16 protein-coding genes and 1 other annotated feature are annotated in these 20,262 nt (G+C 46.9%); of the genes, 11 read left to right on the top strand and 5 right to left on the bottom strand.

Going from position 1 to position 20,262, the window contains the following annotated elements; genetic code table 11:
- Nucleotides 1-96 precede the first annotated feature (96 nt).
- Nucleotides 97-3,210, bottom strand: coding sequence for a transglycosylase domain-containing protein (locus ACXAD6_RS13010; protein WP_474969213.1), 3,114 nt, complete (start codon nt 3,208-3,210; stop codon nt 97-99).
- A gap of 124 nt (nt 3,211-3,334) precedes the next feature.
- Nucleotides 3,335-3,537 (top strand) — a binding site (T-box leader).
- An 80-nt stretch (nt 3,538-3,617) separates the two neighbouring features.
- Between ACXAD6_RS13010 and tyrS the strand changes: the two genes are divergently transcribed.
- Entirely contained in the window at nt 3,618-4,883 is a 1,266-nt protein-coding gene (gene tyrS, locus ACXAD6_RS13005) for a tyrosine--tRNA ligase (protein WP_474969212.1), read from the top strand.
- 66 nt (nt 4,884-4,949) lie between these two features.
- Nucleotides 4,950-5,414: a GNAT family N-acetyltransferase gene (locus ACXAD6_RS13000; RefSeq protein ID WP_474969211.1), complete on the top strand. Its 465-nt coding sequence runs from the start codon at nt 4,950-4,952 to the stop codon at nt 5,412-5,414.
- Between the two features lie 37 nt (nt 5,415-5,451).
- On the opposite strand, the gene rpsD is transcribed toward ACXAD6_RS13000, so the two are convergent.
- Nucleotides 5,452-6,054, bottom strand: coding sequence for a 30S ribosomal protein S4 (rpsD, locus tag ACXAD6_RS12995; RefSeq protein ID WP_027955125.1), 603 nt, complete (start codon nt 6,052-6,054; stop codon nt 5,452-5,454).
- Nucleotides 6,055-6,452: 398 nt separating this feature from the next.
- Between rpsD and ACXAD6_RS12990 the strand changes: the two genes are divergently transcribed.
- Nucleotides 6,453-8,321 (top strand): sensor domain-containing diguanylate cyclase, encoded by a 1,869-nt coding sequence (locus ACXAD6_RS12990; protein ID WP_474969210.1) that lies wholly within the window; start codon nt 6,453-6,455, stop codon nt 8,319-8,321.
- Between the two features lie 86 nt (nt 8,322-8,407).
- On the opposite strand, the gene ACXAD6_RS12985 is transcribed toward ACXAD6_RS12990, so the two are convergent.
- Complete coding sequence (locus ACXAD6_RS12985; RefSeq protein ID WP_474969209.1) at nt 8,408-8,887, bottom strand: GAF domain-containing protein; 480 nt, start codon at nt 8,885-8,887, stop codon at nt 8,408-8,410.
- A 120-nt stretch (nt 8,888-9,007) separates the two neighbouring features.
- Here ACXAD6_RS12985 and refZ point away from each other — a divergent pair, with 120 nt between their 5' ends.
- Nucleotides 9,008-9,610 carry a forespore capture DNA-binding protein RefZ gene (gene refZ / locus ACXAD6_RS12980; protein ID WP_474969208.1) on the top strand — a complete coding sequence of 201 codons (603 nt, stop codon included), beginning with the start codon at nt 9,008-9,010 and terminating at the stop codon, nt 9,608-9,610.
- Here the strand turns inward: refZ and hisJ are convergent.
- The gene (hisJ, locus tag ACXAD6_RS12975) at nt 9,591-10,403 is read right to left on the bottom strand and encodes a histidinol-phosphatase HisJ (RefSeq protein ID WP_474969207.1); all 813 of its coding nucleotides are present in this window, start codon (nt 10,401-10,403) and stop codon (nt 9,591-9,593) included. The two genes, refZ and hisJ, sit on opposite strands and share 20 nt — an antisense overlap.
- Before the next feature lie 158 nt (nt 10,404-10,561).
- Between hisJ and ezrA the strand changes: the two genes are divergently transcribed.
- From ezrA to ACXAD6_RS12950, 5 genes are all read left to right on the top strand, one after another.
- Entirely contained in the window at nt 10,562-12,253 is a 1,692-nt protein-coding gene (ezrA, locus tag ACXAD6_RS12970) for a septation ring formation regulator EzrA (RefSeq protein WP_474969206.1), read from the top strand.
- Nucleotides 12,254-12,264: 11 nt separating this feature from the next.
- Nucleotides 12,265-12,579: a hypothetical protein gene (locus tag ACXAD6_RS12965; protein ID WP_474969205.1), complete on the top strand. Its 315-nt coding sequence runs from the start codon at nt 12,265-12,267 to the stop codon at nt 12,577-12,579.
- Nucleotides 12,580-12,719: 140 nt separating this feature from the next.
- Nucleotides 12,720-13,859 carry a cysteine desulfurase family protein gene (locus ACXAD6_RS12960; protein ID WP_474969204.1) on the top strand — a complete coding sequence of 380 codons (1,140 nt, stop codon included), beginning with the start codon at nt 12,720-12,722 and terminating at the stop codon, nt 13,857-13,859.
- Between the two features lie 7 nt (nt 13,860-13,866).
- Nucleotides 13,867-15,078 (top strand): tRNA uracil 4-sulfurtransferase ThiI, encoded by a 1,212-nt coding sequence (gene thiI, locus ACXAD6_RS12955; RefSeq protein WP_474969203.1) that lies wholly within the window; start codon nt 13,867-13,869, stop codon nt 15,076-15,078.
- Nucleotides 15,079-15,184: 106 nt separating this feature from the next.
- Entirely contained in the window at nt 15,185-16,774 is a 1,590-nt protein-coding gene (locus tag ACXAD6_RS12950) for an amidohydrolase (protein WP_474969202.1), read from the top strand.
- Nucleotides 16,775-16,821: 47 nt separating this feature from the next.
- On the opposite strand, the gene ACXAD6_RS12945 is transcribed toward ACXAD6_RS12950, so the two are convergent.
- Nucleotides 16,822-17,625, bottom strand: a complete 804-nt coding sequence (locus ACXAD6_RS12945; RefSeq protein ID WP_474969201.1) for an NAD kinase — start codon at nt 17,623-17,625, stop codon at nt 16,822-16,824.
- Nucleotides 17,626-17,855: 230 nt separating this feature from the next.
- Between ACXAD6_RS12945 and ACXAD6_RS12940 the strand changes: the two genes are divergently transcribed.
- Entirely contained in the window at nt 17,856-18,842 is a 987-nt protein-coding gene (locus ACXAD6_RS12940; RefSeq protein ID WP_474969200.1) for a class I SAM-dependent methyltransferase, read from the top strand.
- Nucleotides 18,843-18,970: 128 nt separating this feature from the next.
- The gene (locus ACXAD6_RS12935; protein WP_474969199.1) at nt 18,971-20,161 is read left to right on the top strand and encodes an acetate kinase; all 1,191 of its coding nucleotides are present in this window, start codon (nt 18,971-18,973) and stop codon (nt 20,159-20,161) included.
- The last annotated feature ends 101 nt before the right edge of the window (nt 20,162-20,262 follow it).

Genomic DNA, 20,262 nt, shown 5'->3' with positions numbered 1-20,262 from the left:
TTCATAGAGCGATTGCTTCTATTATACAACAAAATATGGGATTGTTAATTGTTCTCCAAAAAGAAAACCAGCCCATGATGGGCTGGTTTGATTCATTTATTCTTGATTTTCCGTTGTTTCATCTCCGCTGGACTCGTCGCTGTTTTCGTTATCTGCGTCTTCTTCCGGTGGTGTATCGCTTGAACCATCATCGGAATTACCTTCTGAGTCATCGGATTCGCCGCTTTGATTATTGTCATTAGCGGAATCATTATTCTCTTCTGTACTTTCATTTGACTCGTCTGCATTGGAGTCGTTCGTGTTTTCATCGTTGTTGCCATTGTTACCTTCGCTGCTGTTTTCACTACTGGAATCATTCGTATCCTCTTCTGGTTCCGGCTCTGGTTCCGGTTCCGGCTCAGGGTCCTGCTCCGGCTCCGGTTCAGGCTCCGGCGCCCCTGGATTTCCGACCGTCACGGAAGAGGAAAGACTGGATGATTGACCGAAATAATCCACCGATCGAACCGCGTAGACACCTTCGCCTGAAAGGCTGTACGACGTGTTCACTGTGCTGCCAAGCAGGGAATAGCTGCCACCCGGCTCAGAAGCGCGGTAGACCCGGTACCCGACGACATCGCTGCTTCCGGATGCATTCCAGCTGATAGTTGACCCGCTGGCAGAAACCGATCCCGGAGCGGAGGGCGCATTGCCATCATTATCAATAGACGACACGGTTGATCCGATGGAAGAAGAGGAAGGCAGAGCTACATTGCTCCATCGAGATGAATTAGGAATTAATTCACTTAATTCTTCAGAGGAAGTCAACCCTTCCTCTTCCAGCCATTCAGGACTCAATGTGACACCGCCGCCGTCTTTGACGAATTCACGCGGAGTATCCGGTCCAGCGATAACCAATTTATCTTTCACGCGTACGAAGTCGCCGCCGATCAAGCTGTCATCGACTTTTGATGGAGCATAGTCGGCATCAAAAATGTCACTGTCTACAAGGCCTGCGGATGAGCATAAGTCAGAAGGCAGCATTCCTGATGTCGCACAGTAGGAACTCGTTACAAGCCCGCCCGGGTTCTCGAAATCATTGCTTGGAGCCATCAGTTCCGGACGTAATTCCGTGACTGCATTGACTACATCGGCCCACAGCCCCTGTGTCCGCTGGTTGTAGTTCATGTTCTGCATGTTGCCTTCATCAAACCCTGTCCACATTCCGACAGAGACATTCGGGTTCGTAGCAACAAACCAGGAGTCTTTCGTTGCCTGTGATGTCCCGGTTTTACCCGCCCACTCGACACCGCGGTTAGCGAGCAGCCCGCGTACACGGGAGCCTGTCCCGTAATCGAGTACATCTTTCATGACATCCAGGGTAAGGTAGGAGGCCTGCGGACTGAACACCTCTGTTTCTTCCGCTTCGTGCTGATAGACGGTCTCCCCGTCCTTCGTTTCAATTTTTTCAATCATATACGCATCGACGAATTTACCCATGTTGGCAAAAGTAGCAAATGCATTCACATTCTGTTCGACGGATATGCCGTAGGTTAATGCGCCGAGGGCCATGGATTCATTCGTATAGTCATCCTTGTGTAATCGATCTTTCATCCCCATTTTCTCTAAATAACTTTTTACTGGGTTATCGCTCTTAATCTCATTGTACTGTTTAACAGCTGGCACATTATAGGACTGGGCCAGCGCATATCGGGCACTGACAAAGCCTTTATGGCTTCTGGAGAAGTTCCTTACCTCTGTACCGCTGTCGTAATAATAAGGGACATCGGCAATAACGGATCCCGGCTGGGCAGCCCCCATGTCAAAGCTCGGACCATAGACGAGCAACGGCTTCATCGTACTACCGTTGGAACGGTAGGCCTGTGTGGCATGGTTGAGGTTTGTCTCATCAAAGTCATGTCCGCCAATAAACCCGTGAATTTTCCCTGTGGAGTTTTCTATTATTACGCTGCCAAGCTGGAGGGAAATATCTTTGGTATCCCCTGTAGGATCTCCGTTTTCATCACGGATGGGAACGGTTTTCACTGGCCAGTTAGATGAATAGGAGTCTTTTACATCCTGCATCGCATCATAAACTTCTTTATCCAGTGTTGTATGGATTTGATAACCGCCGGAGGACATTTCCCGCTCCGCCAGTTCATCGTACTCCCGGGCCAGTTCTTCATCATCGTCCAGGTCTTCCTGGGTATGACCGTTTTCTTTCATTAAGTAATCTTTAATGAGACCTCTAGCACGACTCTGTACTTCCTGGTTGATGGCGGGGTATTGGCTGATTGCTGTTGGTTTAGCATCAGCCAGCGTTTCATCGTTCAACGAGAAAGTCATCGCCTCGTCGTATTCCGCTTTTGTAATGTATTCCGCTTCCAGCATACGTTCGAGCACTTCGTGCATCCGGTCTATGCCGGGTTCCAGTCCTTCTTCGTCCTTAATCGTCCCATCATTGTTGAAAGGGGTATAACCGAAGGGGGATTGTGGCAGGCCGGCAATAAAAGCCGATTGGGCCAAGGAGAGTTCACCGGCATTTACGCCGAAGATGCCCTGGGCAGCTGTCTGTACACCCGCTACGTTCTGCCCGTTCGCATTCCGCCCGAACGGGACGATGTTCAAGTAAGCTTCGAGTATTTCTTCTTTTTCAAAGAAACGCTCGATCCGGAGGGCAATGAGCATTTCCTTGGCCTTCCGCTCAAATGATACTTCGTTCGTTAAAATCTGGTTTTTAACGAGCTGCTGAGTCAGTGTACTTCCACCGGTTTTCACGGAGGAGTTCGTCACTTCCTGAACGACCGCACGCATGACGGCTTTCGGGACAACACCCTGGTGCTCTTTGAAATACTCGTCTTCCGTAGCGATGACGGCATTTCTTAAATAATCACTGACTTGATCGAGCTCAACGACCTCCCGGTACAGGTCGGAACTGACATCTCCAATTTCTGTTTCGTCCGTGAATAACATCGTCGACGTCTGCGAATAATTGTAAATATCATCTTCCATATCCGCCTGGCTCCGTACCGGCTCATCCTTTACGAGGGAGGCAAAGTATCCAGCTCCGACACCGCCGGCGAAAAACAAACCGATCACACCGATAATGATAAAAAATAAGATGACGTTCCAAACGACATCGTATGTGATCCGAGTGTTTTTCTGTATACGCCCCTGCTCCCATAAAGAGCGGAAATCTATCTTATTTCGACCGTTCTTCTGGTTATTAGACATGAATAAAACCTCCTAAAAAATCCAACAATATTATAACATACCCCTCTGTATTAAGACACGACGGGACTTGGGGATTTTGTTGCATTTTTTTCTGGGATGTGTTAAATATAGTACATAGTTTCATAAGTGTGCGTGGATGGATTGAAGTAGAATGAAGATCCCTGTTGCAGAGAGCTGACGGTTGGTGCGAGTCAGTACATATTGGATTTCGAATTACGACCCGGAGCATCTTCTGGTAGGAATCAGAAGACGGTGGAAACCGTTATCGATAGAAGTGGCACGTTTTATGTGCAACAAGGGTGGTACCGCGAAGACCTCGTCCCTTTTTCAGGGATGGGGTCTTTTTTGTGTTCCGAATCTGAAACCACAGCTTAATGGAAGTTATGACAAGTAGAGGAGTGTTTGTAATGAAATTATTAGAGGATCTGCATCAGCGGGGACTGGTCAATCAAATGACGGATGAAGAAGGCCTGCAAAAGCATTTGGAGAACAATCAGGTGACATTGTACTGTGGGTTTGACCCAACGGCTGACAGCCTGCATATCGGCCACCTGCTTCCTGTACTGATGTTGAAAAGGTTCCAGGTAGCGGGTCACCGTCCGATTGCTCTTGTCGGTGGTGGAACAGGGATGATCGGAGACCCAAGCGGACGGTCATCAGAACGTCAATTGAACAGTGCTGATGTTGTGAAAGGATACAGCGACCGTATCAAGGATCAGCTTGCTAAGATCCTTAACTTTGATGATGGGGAAAATGCTGCTGTCGCACGCAATAACCACGACTGGCTTTCTCAAATGTCAATCATCGACTTTCTACGTGATACAGGGAAGCACTTTGGCGTCAATTACATGCTGGCAAAGGATTCCGTGGAATCCCGGATTGAACAGGGGATCAGCTTCACAGAATTCAGCTACATGATTCTACAGTCCCTGGACTTCCAACAGCTGTATCAGAAAGAAAACTGTACGCTGCAGATCGGCGGCAGTGATCAGTGGGGAAACATTACAGCGGGTCTTGAACTTCTGCGCCGTTCTACAGCGGGGGAGGAAGAAGTAGAAGCTTACGGACTGACTGTTCCTCTTATTACGAAAGCAGATGGATCCAAATTCGGAAAAACTGCGGGTGGAGCGGTTTGGCTTGATCCTGAAAAAACTTCTCCATACGAGTTTTACCAGTTCTGGATCAATGCAGATGACCGTGATGTGATCCGTTACTTGAAGGTCTTTACATTCATGGGCATGGATGAAATTTCAGCACTTGAAAAAGAGCTTCAGGAGCGTCCGGAAAAACGTGTGGCGCAGCGCCGACTTGCAGAGGAAATGACGAAGCTTGTCCATGATGAAAAAGCACTTCAGCAGGCGGAGCGTATTTCAGAAGCTTTATTCAGCGGCGATATCAAAGCTCTCACAGGGGAAGAAATTGAACAAGGCTTTAAAGATGTCCCGTCCTTTACGTCTGAATCCAAAGACCCTCAGCTGCTTGATTTGTTGGTAGATGCCGGGATCTCATCGTCCAAGCGCCAGGCGCGGGAAGATATCAGCAACGGTGCAATTTACATCAATGGGGAGCGGAACCAGGATCTGAAACATACCATTCAGCAGGAAGAACGGATGGAAGACCGCTTTACGATCATTCGTAGAGGGAAGAAGAAGTATTTCCTTATCCGTTACTAATATCACGAAAAAAGCAGGGATTCCCCTGCTTTTTTCTATAATGAAACCGGGAGGCACGATGAATCGATGGGTGAAAACCAAGGGTTGATAAGAGAAGCTGCAGCAGGAGATGCGCCGCAGTTGAAAACTTGTATGCAAAAAGCATACAGGGTTTATGAAGAACGGATGAAAGGAAAAAGACTTCCACCATTGGATGTAGATTATGAAGAAGAGATCGCCTCCTATCCCGTATGGGTAATAGAAAGGGAAGGGGAAATCATAGGTGCTGTTATTCTTACGTTTGACTTCTCCTGCACACAGGTCGCCAACATTGCTGTGGATCCGGATTATCAAGGACGGGGGTTAGGTCGGAAGCTTTTGGATTTTGCAGAGCAGCAGGCCCTTGATCGTGGGTGTGTGGAAATGCGCCTGGCCACGCATGTACTCCTGAAAGAAAATGGAGCGTTCTATACAACCATGGGATGGGAGGAAGTAGGAAGGGATGACGCCCGTGTTTTCTTCAAGAAATCTTTAAGCATCAAGGATAAATAAAAAAACCGCCGGGAAAGGCGGTTTTTTTGAAAAGCTATTAACGAGAGTAGAATTCAACGATAAGAGCTTCGTTGATTTCAGATGGAAGCTCAGAACGCTCAGGGAAACGAGTGTACGTACCCTCACGCTTGTCTTCGTCGAAAGTAAGGTATTCTGGAACGAAGTTGTTCACTTCGATCGCCTCTTCTACGACGTTAAGCTTTTGAGATTTTTCGCGAAGGCTGATCACTTGACCAGGAGCTACGCGATAGGATGGAATGTCAACGCGGCCGCCATTAACAGTAACGTGACCGTGTGTAACAAGCTGACGCGCCTGGCTGCGTGTACGTGCAAGACCGAGACGGTACACAAGGTTATCCAGACGAGATTCAAGAAGAATCATGAAGTTCTCACCGTGGATACCTTTCATATTTCCGGCTTCTTCGAACATGCGGCGGAATTGACGCTCAGTCAAGCCGTACATGAAACGAAGCTTCTGCTTCTCTTGAAGCTGAAGACCGAATTCAGAAAGTTTTTTACGTTGGTTAGGACCGTGTTGTCCTGGTGCGTAAGGGCGCTTTTCAAGCTCCTTACCTGTTCCGCTTAAAGAAATACCATAGCGACGTGATTTTTTCCAAGTTGGACCTGTATATCGTGCCATAGGAATTTCCTCCTTTTTATTTTATTTCGCATAAAATAAAAACAGTGTGTCCTGCTTCCATTGCTCATTATGTTTTCATGCACCATCGCCCCAGCAGCAGAGGGTTACACGATGCACCTCCTTAGAGGAACAAAATGATAACAACGGCGGCTCACATAGGCTGCCATTTATTTTACACAACGAATATTATATAAAGAATAATAGAGGAAGTCAAGGTGTTCTCTGCTTTTTTCATTAAAGATTTTCAACGTATACCGCGTGTCTGCTGTCACAGCACATTGGATTGTCATTTTTTACATATACATATCTGTTTTTGGGTATAAAGAGATGGTACAATATACTTAAAAGTGTGTGCGGGAAGACAGGTGAATCGGATGAGTGTCCCATGCTCTATCGAAATGAAGTTTAACCACTTGAACAGTCGTCTCTTTGAATGGATGATGACTGAGACGCCCCCTGCGTTTGAACCATTCCTCATCAGGCTGATGAAGGAAATGAAGGATTTTATGCACGCAGAGGGCACAGCCTGCTACATGTTTCATCAATGGAGAGGCGTGTATCAGCTTTACAGACAAGAAGATACACCCGTCTATTTTCATCAATCCTTTGCCATGGCTGCTGCACCCGGTCCGGAAGAGGAGATGGCTGCTCCTTCTATAAAGCGGCATATGCTGACACAACCTGGTCATGATGATCAGGTGATTGTCCTTCCTTTGAAAAAAATGGGAGAAGTCGTCGGGTATCTGGCTTTCACTTACAGAACTAAAGCTTCTTCTCTGATGCCTTCCTCCGATCTGAAAGCTGCAGCTGAAAGCTTGGAGAAGATTATAGAAAAAGCGGATGCCTTTTATACGATGAAGGAAGAGAAGAGAATGTTTGACCTTCTTTTGAATGTGACCGCTCACTTTCATTCCTCTATCGATATACAAACCGTGTTAAAGGAGATCATTGCGACGCTTTCTGAAGTGTACCCATCCTTTCAATACCATCTTCACCTTTCTCAGGAGTTTGAGGAAATGGCTGACGTGCCTGTGTACGTCCTCTCCTATAATGAAAGCTTCAGCAGCAATCCGGGTCTTCAGGCTTTTATCACAGGGGAATTTCGAATCATTGAAAATCCGAATGGGCAGGAGTTCTTATTATATGCACCGCTTAAAGGGAGGCAGGGGGTGTATGGCGTGCTTCAGATTACTATTCCCTATACCCTTCCCATCAGGGGGAAAGAGGTGGAGTTCTTCATACAAATTGCCGGTACGGCGGGAAAGGCATTTGAGAATGCACGTTTATATGAGCAGGCCCGGAAAAAGAATAATGACCTCCAAATTATTACCGCAGCCTCCCGGCGTTTGAATTCCTATACCAAACTGTCGGAAAAGGCGGCATTTATGGTAGAACAGATCCAGGAAGTTTTTCAATCAGACGAGGCAGGCTTTCTTACCTATGCAGGGGAAGGGGGAGCGAGCGTCCTGGAAGGCAGTTCCAACTACTTCGCGTCGGTTTTCAATCTTGAAGAAGTTTCAGCTATCCAATCGCTGTTCGAAAGGGAGGGCGGCGGTCCGGTTTTTATCAGTGATCTTCATGGGGAGAGTGCGGATGTCCTTCATCCTTACCGATCACTGATGGCGGTTCCCATGAAGGATCATCAACAACAAACCGGGTTTGCGGTCGTCCTGCATAAGAAACCGTCTTTTTTCTCCTTTGATTCCTTTAAGCTTCTGCAGTCCCTTGTTCAACATTCGGCTCTAGCCTTTGCCAATTCCATCCTTCAAGAGGAACTGGAACGAACAGTGATCACCGATTACTTAACAAAACTTCATTCCAGGATTTATCTGGATGATCGTTTGGATAAGCACATCAAGGAAGATGAGCAGGGGCATTTAATATTGGTAGATATCGATCATTTCAAAGCGGTGAATGACACGTATGGACATCAGACAGGAGACGAAGTCATCTGCCAGGCTGCGGCGGTGATCCAGGAGGAAATGGCTGGTTCTTCCGGCCTGGCCGCGCGCTGGGGTGGGGAGGAGCTGGCCGTGTATTTCCCTTCGACCAGTGCAGGAGAGGCCTTTCAAATCACGGAAAGTATCCGTGAGCGAATCGCTTCAGAGACCCATCCAGGGGTCACCGTATCCTGCGGGTTTGCCTCCTGGAAAGCGATACATGGCAGACCGGAAAGGAAAGCGCTTATCCTTCAAGCCGACCGCGCCCTCTATCAAGCAAAAAAAGCAGGACGGAACTGCACTAAAAAAAATGATCCAGATATTTAACCTATATGTTCTTGGTATCAGCGAGTTCAAAGGAGAGATAGATATAAAAAGTCCCGTTCTTTTATAGAACGGGACTTTTTTGTCTATTAAATATAGTGTTGTAGAGTTTCCACGAACTCGACCAGCTTCTGCTCGTCCACTTCATCGAAGCGGCCTTTAGAAGGACTGTCGATATCCAGAACGCCGTAAATGTCTCCGTTTTTAACAATGGGAACGACAATTTCGGACTGACTGGCTGCATCGCAGGCAATATGGCCCGGGAAAGCGTGGACATCTTCTACGCGCTGAACTTTTCTTTCAGCGACGGCTGTCCCGCATACGCCTCTTCCAGAGGGGATGCGTACACAGGCGGGCATACCCTGGAATGGTCCGAGCACAAGCTCGTCTTCTTTCCATACATAAAAGCCGACCCAGTTTACATCATCGAGGAACTGGTTGAGCAGAGACGATGCGTTGGAAAGGTTGGCCACAGCATCTTTTTCATCCTCGATCAAGGCTTTCAACTGCTTATTAAGCAGATCATACTGCTGCTCTTTTGTACCTGAATAAGTCATGGATTGGAACATCATAGACCTCCTAATCATTTTTATTCGACAAAACATGGGAGATTTGTCGGGATTTGCAGGGCGATTCTAAGCAGGATTTCCCAAGATTATAGAGAATCCTATCCCGAGGGGGAAAAAATAATGAATCGACCGAATGGAACACGCAACAAAGTGTTGGACGTAGCCTGCCGCCTATTCTACAGCCAGGGGTTTAATGGAACATCGGTCAGAGATATTGCTAAGGCAGCCAATGTGAATGTTTCATTGATCCATTACTACTTCAAAAGCAAGCAGGGCCTTTTTGAATCGCTCGCTGTCAGTTACTTTGAACCCTATCTTGAAATGCTTGAAAGTGAGCAGCCCTCTGAGGATGGCAGCCGTCTTCATTCGTTAGTGAAGCAAATTCTACATTATAAACAGACTCATTATCAACTATCCTGTCTCTTAAACCGGGAGCTTTCCCTGAATACCGTTTTCGCCAGGGAAATGCTCGTCACCTATCTGGCTAAGGAAAATCATTTGTTCACGCAGATTTTATTTGATAAACATTCCCACATTGAAGTGACCTTCAAAGAGAAGCTCTGCCTTTTACAGCTGAAGGGGCTCTTGAATGCCCCCTTCACGATGCCTCATGAATTTAAAGATCCGTTTATTACAGAAGCCTCCATTGACCATTTTGTTGAGGTATACAGCGACTTAATGAATGAACATCAATCAGTACAGCTTATCGCGGCCAGGGTTTGATCAAGGAATGATCAACAGCGTCCCAGCCCTGCTTCAAAGCAGAAGCGGTATGGGCATCCGATCCATAAATCAATGGAATTCCCATGGAAGAAGCCTCCCGGGCGATGGCAAGCGGCGGGTAGGTTTCTTTACAGTGGTTTTTTTTCATTCCTGCCCCGTTATAATCGAGTTCAAAGCCATGTTCCCTGACCAGGGCCAAAAAGCGGGAAGCACTGGCCGGCCATTCTTCCGGACCGGGATAAAGCTTCTGAAACTTCCTTACTAAAGTCATGTGGCCGATCCGTTTTGGTTTATGAGAGCCTAAGGGGGTTCGAACGGATTGGGCAAGGGCTTTGTAATAGGCGTGGTAGAGAGCCTCTATGCTTCCGAAGTCTGCCGCTGCCTCTTCGAACATATCCGGACTGTAATCGATACAGTACCACGCCCTGTTCCCTTTGAGAAAATGGACGGAGAGGATGCTGTCGTCCAGTTCCGGACCATAGGTGTCAAGAAACGATGAGATTTCCTTCTCGTACCCTTCGATATAATCCACTTCGAGTCCTTTCAAAATCGTGAGGTCCTTTTTGTATTGTTTCTGCAGCCCGGCCAGATCCGCCAGGTAGTTTTCCAGGTCTTCGATTGTCATGCTGCTGTCTTTAGCTGGTGCGGGATCTGTAAAGGAATCAGGAAGAGGAGCGTGTTCGGTGAACGTCAACGCCGAATATCCTGCTTTTATGGCATTTTCTATATAACTTTCAAGCGAATCCTTCGACCCGTGAGGGCAGTAGGGAGTATGGATGTGACCATCTTTCATCCGGCCGTCCTCCTTTAATAGAATTTTTTGTCAGTACACTAATAATTTTGAAATAATTTAGCCAAAAGGCTGTTTTACATGGTATCATTATAAACAACTAAATCACATATCGGAACGTAATTCATCCGTAGGACATGTTTATTGTAAGGAGGCTATTTATGAAGTACGTCATAGGGGCTATATTACTACTTATTGCAATGTTCATCATCGGGCTGATTTGGCGTAAAAAGGTCTATGATGAAGTGGATCGTCTGGAAGGTTGGAAAATGGATATTATGAACCGGCGCGTAACGGAGGAATTATCCAAAGTAAAAAACCTGAACCTTTCCGGCGAGACACAAGAAAAGTTCGAAACATGGCGTGAACGTTGGGATCAAATCCTTACAAAAGAACTGCCCGAACTGGAAGAATACCTTTTTGACGCAGAGGAAGCGGCCGACAAATACCGGCTGAAGAAAGTCAGGTCCGTGATTGAAAATACTGAAAAGAAACTGGAATCGATTGAAGAAGATATAAAAACGATGCTGACAGAATTGGAATATCTTCTGAACTCTGAAAAAGAGAGCCGTGTGGAAATTGAATCCATCGCTCCTGAATTGAAAGAATTGACGAAACGTCTGATCCAGAACCGTCACCAGTACGGGAAAGCCGTCAGTTTTTTTGAAAAAAGGGTGGATGCACAGAAAGAAAAGCTGTCCCAGTTTGAACAGCTGACAGAGCAGGGGGATTACCTGGAGGCCAATAAACTGGTGCAGACCGTTAAGGAAGAGACCGTCCTGCTTCAGGAGGATGTAGAAGCTTTCCCCGAACGGTACCGTAAAGTGAAAGTTGAACTTCCGGAACAGCTGAGGGAGTTGAAAAGCGGAATCGAGGAAATGAAAGCAGAAGGCTATCGGATTACCCATTTCGAATTTCTGCCGGAAATACATAAACATGAGCGCACACTGACTGAAGCTTTTGAAAAGCTGGAGCAAGGGGATCAATCCGATGTTCAGGAAGCTGTAGAAGCCATTGAGTCCAGGATCCAGGAGATGTATCAGGTGCTGGAAGGCGAAGCCGTTGCTCATCAATATGTAGAAAAACAGTTTGAACCTCTTAAAGCGAAGCTGGATGAGCTGGAAAGCATGTTGAGTGTGACAGAACAAGAACTGAATGAGCTGCTTGTAACCTATCAGCTCGAAGAAGATGATGTGGAATCCCACCAAGGATTGAAAAACTGGTTCAATCAGCTGAGAAAGAAAATGATCAGTCTCGAATTCAAGCGCCAGGATGGGGAAACCGCCTATTCCGAACTGCGTGATGATCTGGAACAACTGCAGAAACAGACCGCTGACCTCCAGGAGAAACATGCATTCTTCCAGGAGCGGGTGGAAAACCTGAGGAAAGACGAACGCGAGGCGAAGCAGCAGTTGAGAAAAATGGAAGAGCTGTTGATGGAAACCCACCGTCGTCTCAAGAGGAGTAATATCCCGGGAATTCCTGTTTTTATCTTTGAAGATATGAAAGCAGCGAGTGAAAAAGTGGATGAAGTTTTTCAAAACCTGGAGAAACAGCCCCTGGATATGAATGATGTTCACGCATCTTTAGACGAAGCGGTTGAACTGGTGGAAAAACTGAGAAACGATGCTGAAAAGGTAATGGATAAAGCTCATTTATCAGAGCGCCTCATCCAACATGGGAATCGATATCGGAGCAAGCATCCATTGCTGGCGGCTAAGCTGCTTGAAGCTGAAGAGAAATTCCGCTCCTATCAGTATGACGAAGCTTTAACTCTGGCGGCTGAAGCGGTAAAAGAAGTAGACCCCGGAGCGCTTGAGAAAATGGAAGCAGAAGAAGAAATGCTTGTCTAGGACGTGGATGCATGAGAAAAAAACTGCTAATAGGCTTATCCGCAGGTGTCGTCCTCCTATGGACAACAGTACTTGTTTTTCTCCTCCTGCCTGGTGACAGCGGACGTCTTCCCGCATCGGAACACAGCTACAGCCGGCTGGACGACGGAGTGGAGGAAAAGCTGATGAAGCAGACGGATAGTGAGAACCCGTCCGTCATCCTATCAGGTCAGCCTGAAGATATTTTGGGAAGCATGGAATACACGCAGTCCTGGGTGGATGATGTGACGGAAGATGGAAAGCTGAGTATAGATACGATCCTGGAACATTTGGATTCAATGGAATAAGCCGTCTTCCGGTGAAAAAGGCATCTGCAGTCCTGCAGATGCCTTTTTTTGCGGGGCTGCGGCGGGGGCCGGCTGTTTCATTTCTGCCGTTGGTGTGGTAGAATTATGGACTGCAATTTGAAAAAAAGGAGTCAAAGCCAATGATATACTTGGATAACAGCGCGACGACCCAGCCTTATCCGGAAGTGCTGGCAAGTTTCCAGAAAGCCGCAGAGCAGTATTTCGCCAATCCTTCCTCCATTCACAGTCTGGGAAGTGAAGTGGAGCGGCTGCTTGATCGTTCCCGAAAGCAGGCAGCCAGTCTGCTGCATGTGGACCCGAATGAGGTGATCTTTACCTCTGGTGGTACAGAGGGGAACAATATGGCGGTGAAAGGGGTGGCTCTGCAGCATCAAAATAGAGGAAAACATCTGATTACAACTTCTATTGAGCACCCATCTGTCATGGAAGCTTTTCGAGCCTTGGAGTCATTGGGCTTTGAAGTTACCTATATAGATGTAAATCGAAACGGCCTTGTAAATGCTGGAGCTGTTATGAATGCCGTCAGGCCGGATACCATTTTAGTCAGTGTGATGTCTGTAAATAACGAGCTGGGTTCCATTCAGCCCATTAAGGACATCGGACAGAAACTGAAAGCACATCCGAAAATTCACTTTCATGTAGACCATGTCCAGGGACTTGGTAAAATCGATCTTCCCATGAATGAATGGGGCATTGATTTGTGTACCATTTCGGGTCATAAAATTCATGGTGTGAAAGGGACCGGAGCCCTTCTTGTCCGGAAGCGTGTTTCCTTATTCCCAATGCTTCATGGGGGAAGCCAGGAAGCTGAATTGAGAGCGGGTACCGAGAACCTCCCTGGAACGGTAGCCTTTGTTAAAGCCCTCCGCATCCTGAAGGAAAAAGAGCACCACCACCGGGACCATTTATGGAAGTTGAGATCCCGGCTGAGGGAAGCCTTAAGGAAACGGTCCTATTGTGTGTTGAACTCTCCAGAGGATGGCGTTTCCCACATTACGAATTTTTCTATACCCGGCTTGAAACCTGAAGTGGTCATCCACGCATTAGGGGAGAAAGAAATTTATATTTCGACCAAGTCCGCCTGCTCCTCCAAGCAGCCGGATGTGAGTGCTGTCCTGAAGGCTTGTAATTTTGATTATGACCGTACCACATCAGCGTTAAGAGTCAGTTTTTCTTCACAGAATACGGAAGAGGATATTAAACAATTTGTAGATGCACTGGATGAAGCTGTCCATCACTTACAAGCTGCAATGAGGTGAGCAATCAATGAAATTCGATCGTATTATGATCCGTTATGGTGAAATGGCGTTAAAAGGAAAAAATAAAAAGTTATTTGAACAGAAGCTGAAGTACAATTTGTCGGGTAAACTCAAGGAGTTCCCTGAAACGACGATTGAAAAGACCCAGGGGCGTATGTATGTACACTTAAATGGAGAGCATCCTCAGAAGGTTATGGAAGCGTGCCAGAAGGTATTTGGGATTCACAGCCTGAGCTTTGCTGTGAAGGTTGAGCAGACAGAGGAAGCGATGAAAGATGCTGTTCTGCTGGCTTTTCGTGATGCTGAGGGAGCCCGGACCTTTAAAATCTCTTCCAAGCGAACGGACAAATCATTCCCGCTTCCATCCCAGGAAATCAACCCGATGCTTGGCGGGCATATCCTTAGGAACACAGACGGTGTCACGGTCGATGTCCACCATCCTGACGTAGAGATCAAAGTGGAGGTCCGCCACGAAGGTGTCCTCATCACGGCACGTGATTATCCGGGAGCCGGCGGTCTTCCGGCGGGTACGACAGGAAAGAGTCTGCTGATGCTTTCCGGAGGAATCGACAGTCCTGTGGCCGGTTATTTGACGATGAAGCGCGGGGTGGAACTTGAAGCGGTCCACTTCCATTCTCCGCCTTATACGAGTGAACGTGCGAAACAGAAAGTGATTGATCTTGCCCAGGAACTGGCTAAGTTCGGAAGCAAGGTGAAAATCCATGTCATCCCGTTCACAGCTGTTCAGCAGAAGATTCACCGTGAAATGCCGTCCGGGTACAGCATGACGATTACGAGACGGATGATGATGAGAATAAGTGAGAAAATCGCGGAGCAGCAGGGAATTCTGTCCATAACGACAGGCGAAAGTCTTGGTCAGGTGGCCAGCCAGACGATGGAGAGTATGAACACCATCAATGAAGTAACCAATTACCCTGTGATCCGTCCACTTGCAGCGATGGATAAGCTTGAAATCATTGATATTTCCCGGAAAATAGGAACGTATGATATTTCGATCCGTCCATTTGAAGACTGCTGTACGGTCTTCGTACCAAAAGCGCCGAAAACAAAACCGACAAGAGCGAATGCAAATTACTACGAATCCAATACCGACTTTTCGGAAGATCTTGAGAAGGCGGTCCGTGAATCCTACACCATCGAAGTCGATGCGAAGGGAAGTACGGACCAGCAGGAAGACGCTTTTGATGATCTCTTATAAGCTCTTGAAACCCTGACCTATCCTAGGTCAGGGTTTTGTTTACAGTTCTCTTTTTTTCCTGAATATGTTATAGATAGTAGTAAATGAAAAGAGAGGAAGTGTTGGCATGAAGCTTTGGTATGGTGGAAAAATTTATACCCTGACAGCTGAAGACGCCTGGGTGGAATCTGTTGTGACCGAAGGCGGGCGCATAAAAGCTGTAGGGGATACTCAGGATTTGTTTGAATCCTATAAAGATGATATTAAGGAAGAAATCGATCTGAAGGGCGCGGTGATGTACCCTGGTTTTACAGACAGTCACCTGCACATCCTCGGTCACGGCGAACGGCTGATGCGTCTGGATTTATCTTTTATGAAATCGGCCGAGGAAGTCAAGCAGGCCCTTCAGCTGCACGCGGAACAGCTTCCTGAAGGTGAATGGATTATCGGGGATGGCTGGAATGAGAACCAGTGGGAGGAAAAGCGGATCATACATAAGGACGAACTGGACGAAATCTCCAGAGATCATCCCATGATGCTTACGCGGGTCTGTCGTCATGCTCTGCTTGCCAATACAAAAGCCATGGAGCTTGCGAAGGTTACAGATCGTACTCCCGATCCTCAGGGAGGGGTGGTCGTTAAAGATGAGTCCGGACGTGTGACCGGATATTTCCACGATAAAGCTCAGGATTTGATCAAATCAGCCATGCCTGAGGTTACACCGGAATATTTAAGGAAAGCAGCAGATCTTGCGGTCAAGGATATGCATGCCTTCGGACTTGTCGGTGGTCACAGTGAGGATTTGAACTATTACGGAGGATTCAAAAGAACCTATGACGCCTTTTTGGATGTGATTGACGGGAAAACAACAAAGTTCAGGGCCCACCTGCTCATTCATCACGGTGTAATCGAGCAGGTGGATGCGTATGGGCTTGGATTCAAACAGGGAACGGACTTTGTAGAACTGGGAGCGTTGAAAATTTTTTCTGATGGAGCTCTTGGAGGACGGACAGCCTGGTTGAAACAACCTTATGCGGATGATCCGGACAATTATGGGGTAGCCATCCATACGCAGGAGGAACTGGACACCCTCGTCGGCGAAGCACGGAAGCGGAACATGCCTGTGGCCGTTCATGCTATCGGAGACGGAGCGGTGGAAGCTGTAGCAGATGCAGTAGCCAGAAATCCTCTCAAGACAGGCGAGCGTGACCGTATCATTCACGCCCAGATTTTAAGCAGTGAATTGATTCATAAGCTTCAGCATTTAAACGTCGTTCTGGATATTCAGCCGACCTTCGTAGCTTCTGACTTTCCGTGGGTGATGGAAAGGCTGGGGAACATGCGTCTGAAAAACTCGTATTCGTGGAAAACGCTTCTGGATGCCGGCCTTACGTGTGCCGGTGGATCGGATGCTCCAATTGAAGAAATTAATCCGCTTCTTGGAATCCGGGCTGCGGTGGACCGCCGAGCCTCCTATGATCATGAAGTGTACCAGGCAGAAGAAAAGCTGAGCGTTTATGAAGCCGTCAGTCTGTATACGAAAGGAAGTGCAGAAGCGATTCATAAAGAGGGAGAGCAGGGGATGATCCAGCCTGGATTCACCGCTGACTTTACAGTGCTGGACAGAGACCTCTTTGCACTGAAATCGCATGAACTTGCAGATGCAAAAGTGACGATGACAGTGGTCGACGAAGATATTGTCTATCAGCGCTCCTGATATCAAAGGCCTCCACGGATATTTTCCGCGGAGGCCTTTTGTGATGGTTATAGGAATGTGCGTTTCACACGATCCCAGTACGTATTATTTTTAAGCTTGACCGTTTTGATCACTTTTTCACTGAGGTTTACTGTAACGTCATGGATGTTTCGGATGGAGAACGCTTCATTGTCCATGCCGATAATCGGGTAGTCGTTTCCATCTTGTCTGACTTTAAGGTTCAAGGTTCTTTCTCCACTGAGGATGAAGGATGAACCGAGGGTCCGGTAACGGTTGTTATTCAAGGAGGCAAGCTCACTGATTTGGAAGCACGGGAGTTTTGGATCGACAACGGCTCCATTGATGGATTTGTTGTAGGCTGTACTTCCAGTTGGAGTGGCGATGATCAATCCGTCTCCCCGGAACGTTTCAAAATGAAGATCATCAATATACACATCAATGACAATGGATTTAATCAATGTCGACCGTACACTGCATTCATTCAGGCAGGAGAAGGTGGATTCATCGTTGATGGTGGTATCGATAACAGGGAAGCGCCGTACCTCTACTTCTGCATTTTTCATGGCTTCGATCATTTCATCGTGATCATCAATATTAAAGTCACAGTACAGGCCGGCTTCATTCTCACTGCGGATCCCTACATACAGGCAGTCCTGCCGGAATCCCGTTTTTCTGACAGCTTGAAGAAAGGCCCCGTCTCCTCCGACAGCAATAATGATATTGGCGTCATTAGATTCTTCGACAATCTGGAAGTCATTGTCTCTTGCCAGTTGGAAGAGCGCCTCTAATTTATCCTGAAGTTCGCTTTTTTGATGATAATAAAAGTATAGGTTTCTACGTTGATCTGTCATCATGACTCCTCCTTTAAGTTGTACAGCTTCAGCCATATCATATCATTTCAAAAGTGTAAGCGCACACAGTTTTCAAATAAATCGGGAAAGTTTCACATTGTTGAATTACGGCATGGTTTTCGTTATGGTTAGTTTAGACCATAATGGAACAAGTACGTAAACGGGCGCATTTTGTTATTGACAACGTGCGTCATTTCTTTGGAATTTTACGGAGAAGGAGTCTAATAGTTATGAAGCAGGAACATGTAGAACAACTATTTCAATGGATTGATGATACAGCAACAACGATTTCAGAGGATATGAATATTACCTACCTCGAATCCATTGCGGAAACAATGGATGTATTATTCAACGGTCAGCCGTTTGATGACATGAGTGAAAACCTTCAAACGTATTTGACAAATGAATTGACGAAAGTGAATAAGGACAATCATGAGAAGGAAGAAATCCGGAAAGCTGTTCAGCTGGCGATTCTGAAAGGGATGAAAGGAGCCACACAGCAGCAGCACTTGATCACTCCGGATTCTGTCGCGATGTTTATGGGGTATCTCGCCTCCCGCTTGTTTGAAGGCGAGGAGGAATTGAAAATCTTCGATCCGGCTGCGGGAAGTGCCAACTTGATTACGTCGGTGATGAACCAGCTTGACATGCCGGTGAACGCTTATGCCAGTGAAGTGGATCCTACATTGATCCAGCTGGCAGTCACCAACGCCAACCTGCAGAAAAACAAGATTGAGTTCTTCCACCAGGACAGCCTGGCCCCGTTTTTAATGGAGCCTGTTGATTTTGTTATGGGAGATCTTCCGGTGGGTTACTATCCGGATGACGCGCAGGCAGCGAAGTATGAGTTGAAAGCAGAAGAAGGCCTTTCCTACGCTCATCACTTATTCATTGAACAGGGACTGAACTACACGAAAGAAGGCGGGTACCTGATGTTCATCGTGCCGAACTTCCTGTTTGAAAGCGATCAGTCCAAAGCTTTGAATGCCTACCTGCGTGAACACGCCCATATTGTAGGAATGCTTCAGCTTTCTGATTCTCTCTTTAAGGATGAGAAGCACGGCAAGAGCATACTAATCCTGCAGAAGAAAGGGAAGGATACAAAAGCGCCGAAACAGGCCCTTCTTGTGAAACTGCCGTCCTTTAAAAATCCAAATGGTATGGCGGATATCCTCAGTCAAATGAACGCCTGGTTTGATGAATATAAAAGCCGGTAATTGTGAGAAAATAATGAATATAACAAGTAAACGTTAACATCACCGAACTGCCTTGAAATCAAAGGGTGCGGGTGATTAAATAGTAATGGTAGAAAGTTACGAACCTATAGTTAAGGGGATGAGCATCGTTGAGTAATAACATTCTTGCTATCAATGCCGGCAGTTCATCGTTGAAATTCCAACTGATTGAAATGCCTGAGGAAACAGTCGTTACAAAAGGCCTCGTCGAGCGGATCGGTCTGGATGACGCTGTGTTCACCATTGAATTTAATGATGAAGAAGATAAAGCGGTAACAGAAATTCCTGATCATGCCGAAGCGGTAAAAATGCTTTTGGATAAGCTGACAGCCAACGGCATCATCAACTCTCTGGATGAAATTAACGGTGTCGGCCACCGTGTCGTCCACGGAGGCGAGCGCTTCAGTGAATCTGTATTGATTACAGACGAAGTGATTGAAGAAATCGAAGAGGTATCAGACCTTGCACCGCTGCATAACCCTGCCAACCTGACAGGAATCAATGCTTTCCGTGAAGTGCTGCCGAACGTTCCGCACGTGGCCGTTTTCGATACAGCCTTCCACCAGTCCATGCCTGAGCAGTCTTACTTGTACAGCCTGCCATATGAGTACTATGAAGAGTACGGCATTCGTAAATATGGTTTCCACGGTACGTCTCATAAGTATGTTTCCGAGCGTGCAGCGGAAATGCTCGGCCGTCCGGTTGAGGAGCTTCGTCTGCTTTCCTGCCACCTTGGTAATGGAGCAAGTATTGCAGCGATTGAAGGTGGAAAATCCATTGATACATCCATGGGCTTCACACCGCTTGCCGGGGTAACAATGGGAACCCGTTCCGGGAACATTGACCCTGCCCTTATTCCATTCATTATGGAAAAGACGGGTAAGACAGCGTCAGAAGTTATGAATGTATTGAATAAAGAAAGTGGAATGCTGGCTCTTTCCGGTTTCTCCAGCGATCTGAGAGACATCGAAGTGCAGGCGAATGAAGGGGACGAACGTGCAGAGCTTGCTCTCGAAGTGTTCGCAGCCCGTATCCACAAATATATTGGTTCCTACGCCGCCCGCATGCACGGAATCGATGGCATCATCTTCACAGCAGGTGTTGGTGAAAACAGTATCACAATGCGTGAACGTGTCCTTAAAGGATTGGAGTTCATGGGTGTTTACTGGGATCCATCCTTGAACAAAGTCCGTGGAAAAGAAGCGTTTGTGAACTACCCGCACTCTCCGGTCAAAGTTATGGTCATTCCTACCAACGAGGAAGTCATGATTGCCCGCGATACTGTGGAAAAAGGTTTATAAGAAAGGTCAAAGCAGTGAATCCGGTTCTCCGGGTTCATTGCTTTTTTTTCGTTGTTAAGGCTACAATAGAGGAAAAGGCTGCCTTATAAGGGGGAGAATGG

Source organism: Halobacillus sp. ABH2_015 (assembly GCF_056158945.1).
This window is presented reverse-complemented; position numbering and strand designations above follow the sequence as displayed.

Bases quoted from the DNA above. Each gene is read 5' to 3' on its own strand.
- ACXAD6_RS12940 (WP_474969200.1), top strand. From the start codon at position 17,856: ATGAAGCAGGAACATGTAGAACAACTATTTCAATGGATTGATGATACA.
- thiI (WP_474969203.1), top strand. From the start codon at position 13,867: ATGAAATTCGATCGTATTATGATCCGTTATGGTGAAATGGCGTTAAAA.
- ezrA (WP_474969206.1), top strand. From the start codon at position 10,562: ATGAAGTACGTCATAGGGGCTATATTACTACTTATTGCAATGTTCATC.
- hisJ (WP_474969207.1), bottom strand. From the start codon at position 10,403: ATGAAAGATGGTCACATCCATACTCCCTACTGCCCTCACGGGTCGAAG.
- ACXAD6_RS13000 (WP_474969211.1), top strand. From the start codon at position 4,950: ATGGGTGAAAACCAAGGGTTGATAAGAGAAGCTGCAGCAGGAGATGCG.
- ACXAD6_RS12945 (WP_474969201.1), bottom strand. From the start codon at position 17,625: ATGACAGATCAACGTAGAAACCTATACTTTTATTATCATCAAAAAAGC.
- tyrS (WP_474969212.1), top strand. From the start codon at position 3,618: ATGAAATTATTAGAGGATCTGCATCAGCGGGGACTGGTCAATCAAATG.
- refZ (WP_474969208.1), top strand. From the start codon at position 9,008: ATGAATCGACCGAATGGAACACGCAACAAAGTGTTGGACGTAGCCTGC.
- rpsD (WP_027955125.1), bottom strand. From the start codon at position 6,054: ATGGCACGATATACAGGTCCAACTTGGAAAAAATCACGTCGCTATGGT.
- ACXAD6_RS12960 (WP_474969204.1), top strand. From the start codon at position 12,720: ATGATATACTTGGATAACAGCGCGACGACCCAGCCTTATCCGGAAGTG.
- ACXAD6_RS12985 (WP_474969209.1), bottom strand. From the start codon at position 8,887: ATGTTCCAATCCATGACTTATTCAGGTACAAAAGAGCAGCAGTATGAT.
- ACXAD6_RS12950 (WP_474969202.1), top strand. From the start codon at position 15,185: ATGAAGCTTTGGTATGGTGGAAAAATTTATACCCTGACAGCTGAAGAC.
- ACXAD6_RS12990 (WP_474969210.1), top strand. From the start codon at position 6,453: ATGAAGTTTAACCACTTGAACAGTCGTCTCTTTGAATGGATGATGACT.
- ACXAD6_RS13010 (WP_474969213.1), bottom strand. From the start codon at position 3,210: ATGTCTAATAACCAGAAGAACGGTCGAAATAAGATAGATTTCCGCTCT.
- ACXAD6_RS12965 (WP_474969205.1), top strand. From the start codon at position 12,265: ATGAGAAAAAAACTGCTAATAGGCTTATCCGCAGGTGTCGTCCTCCTA.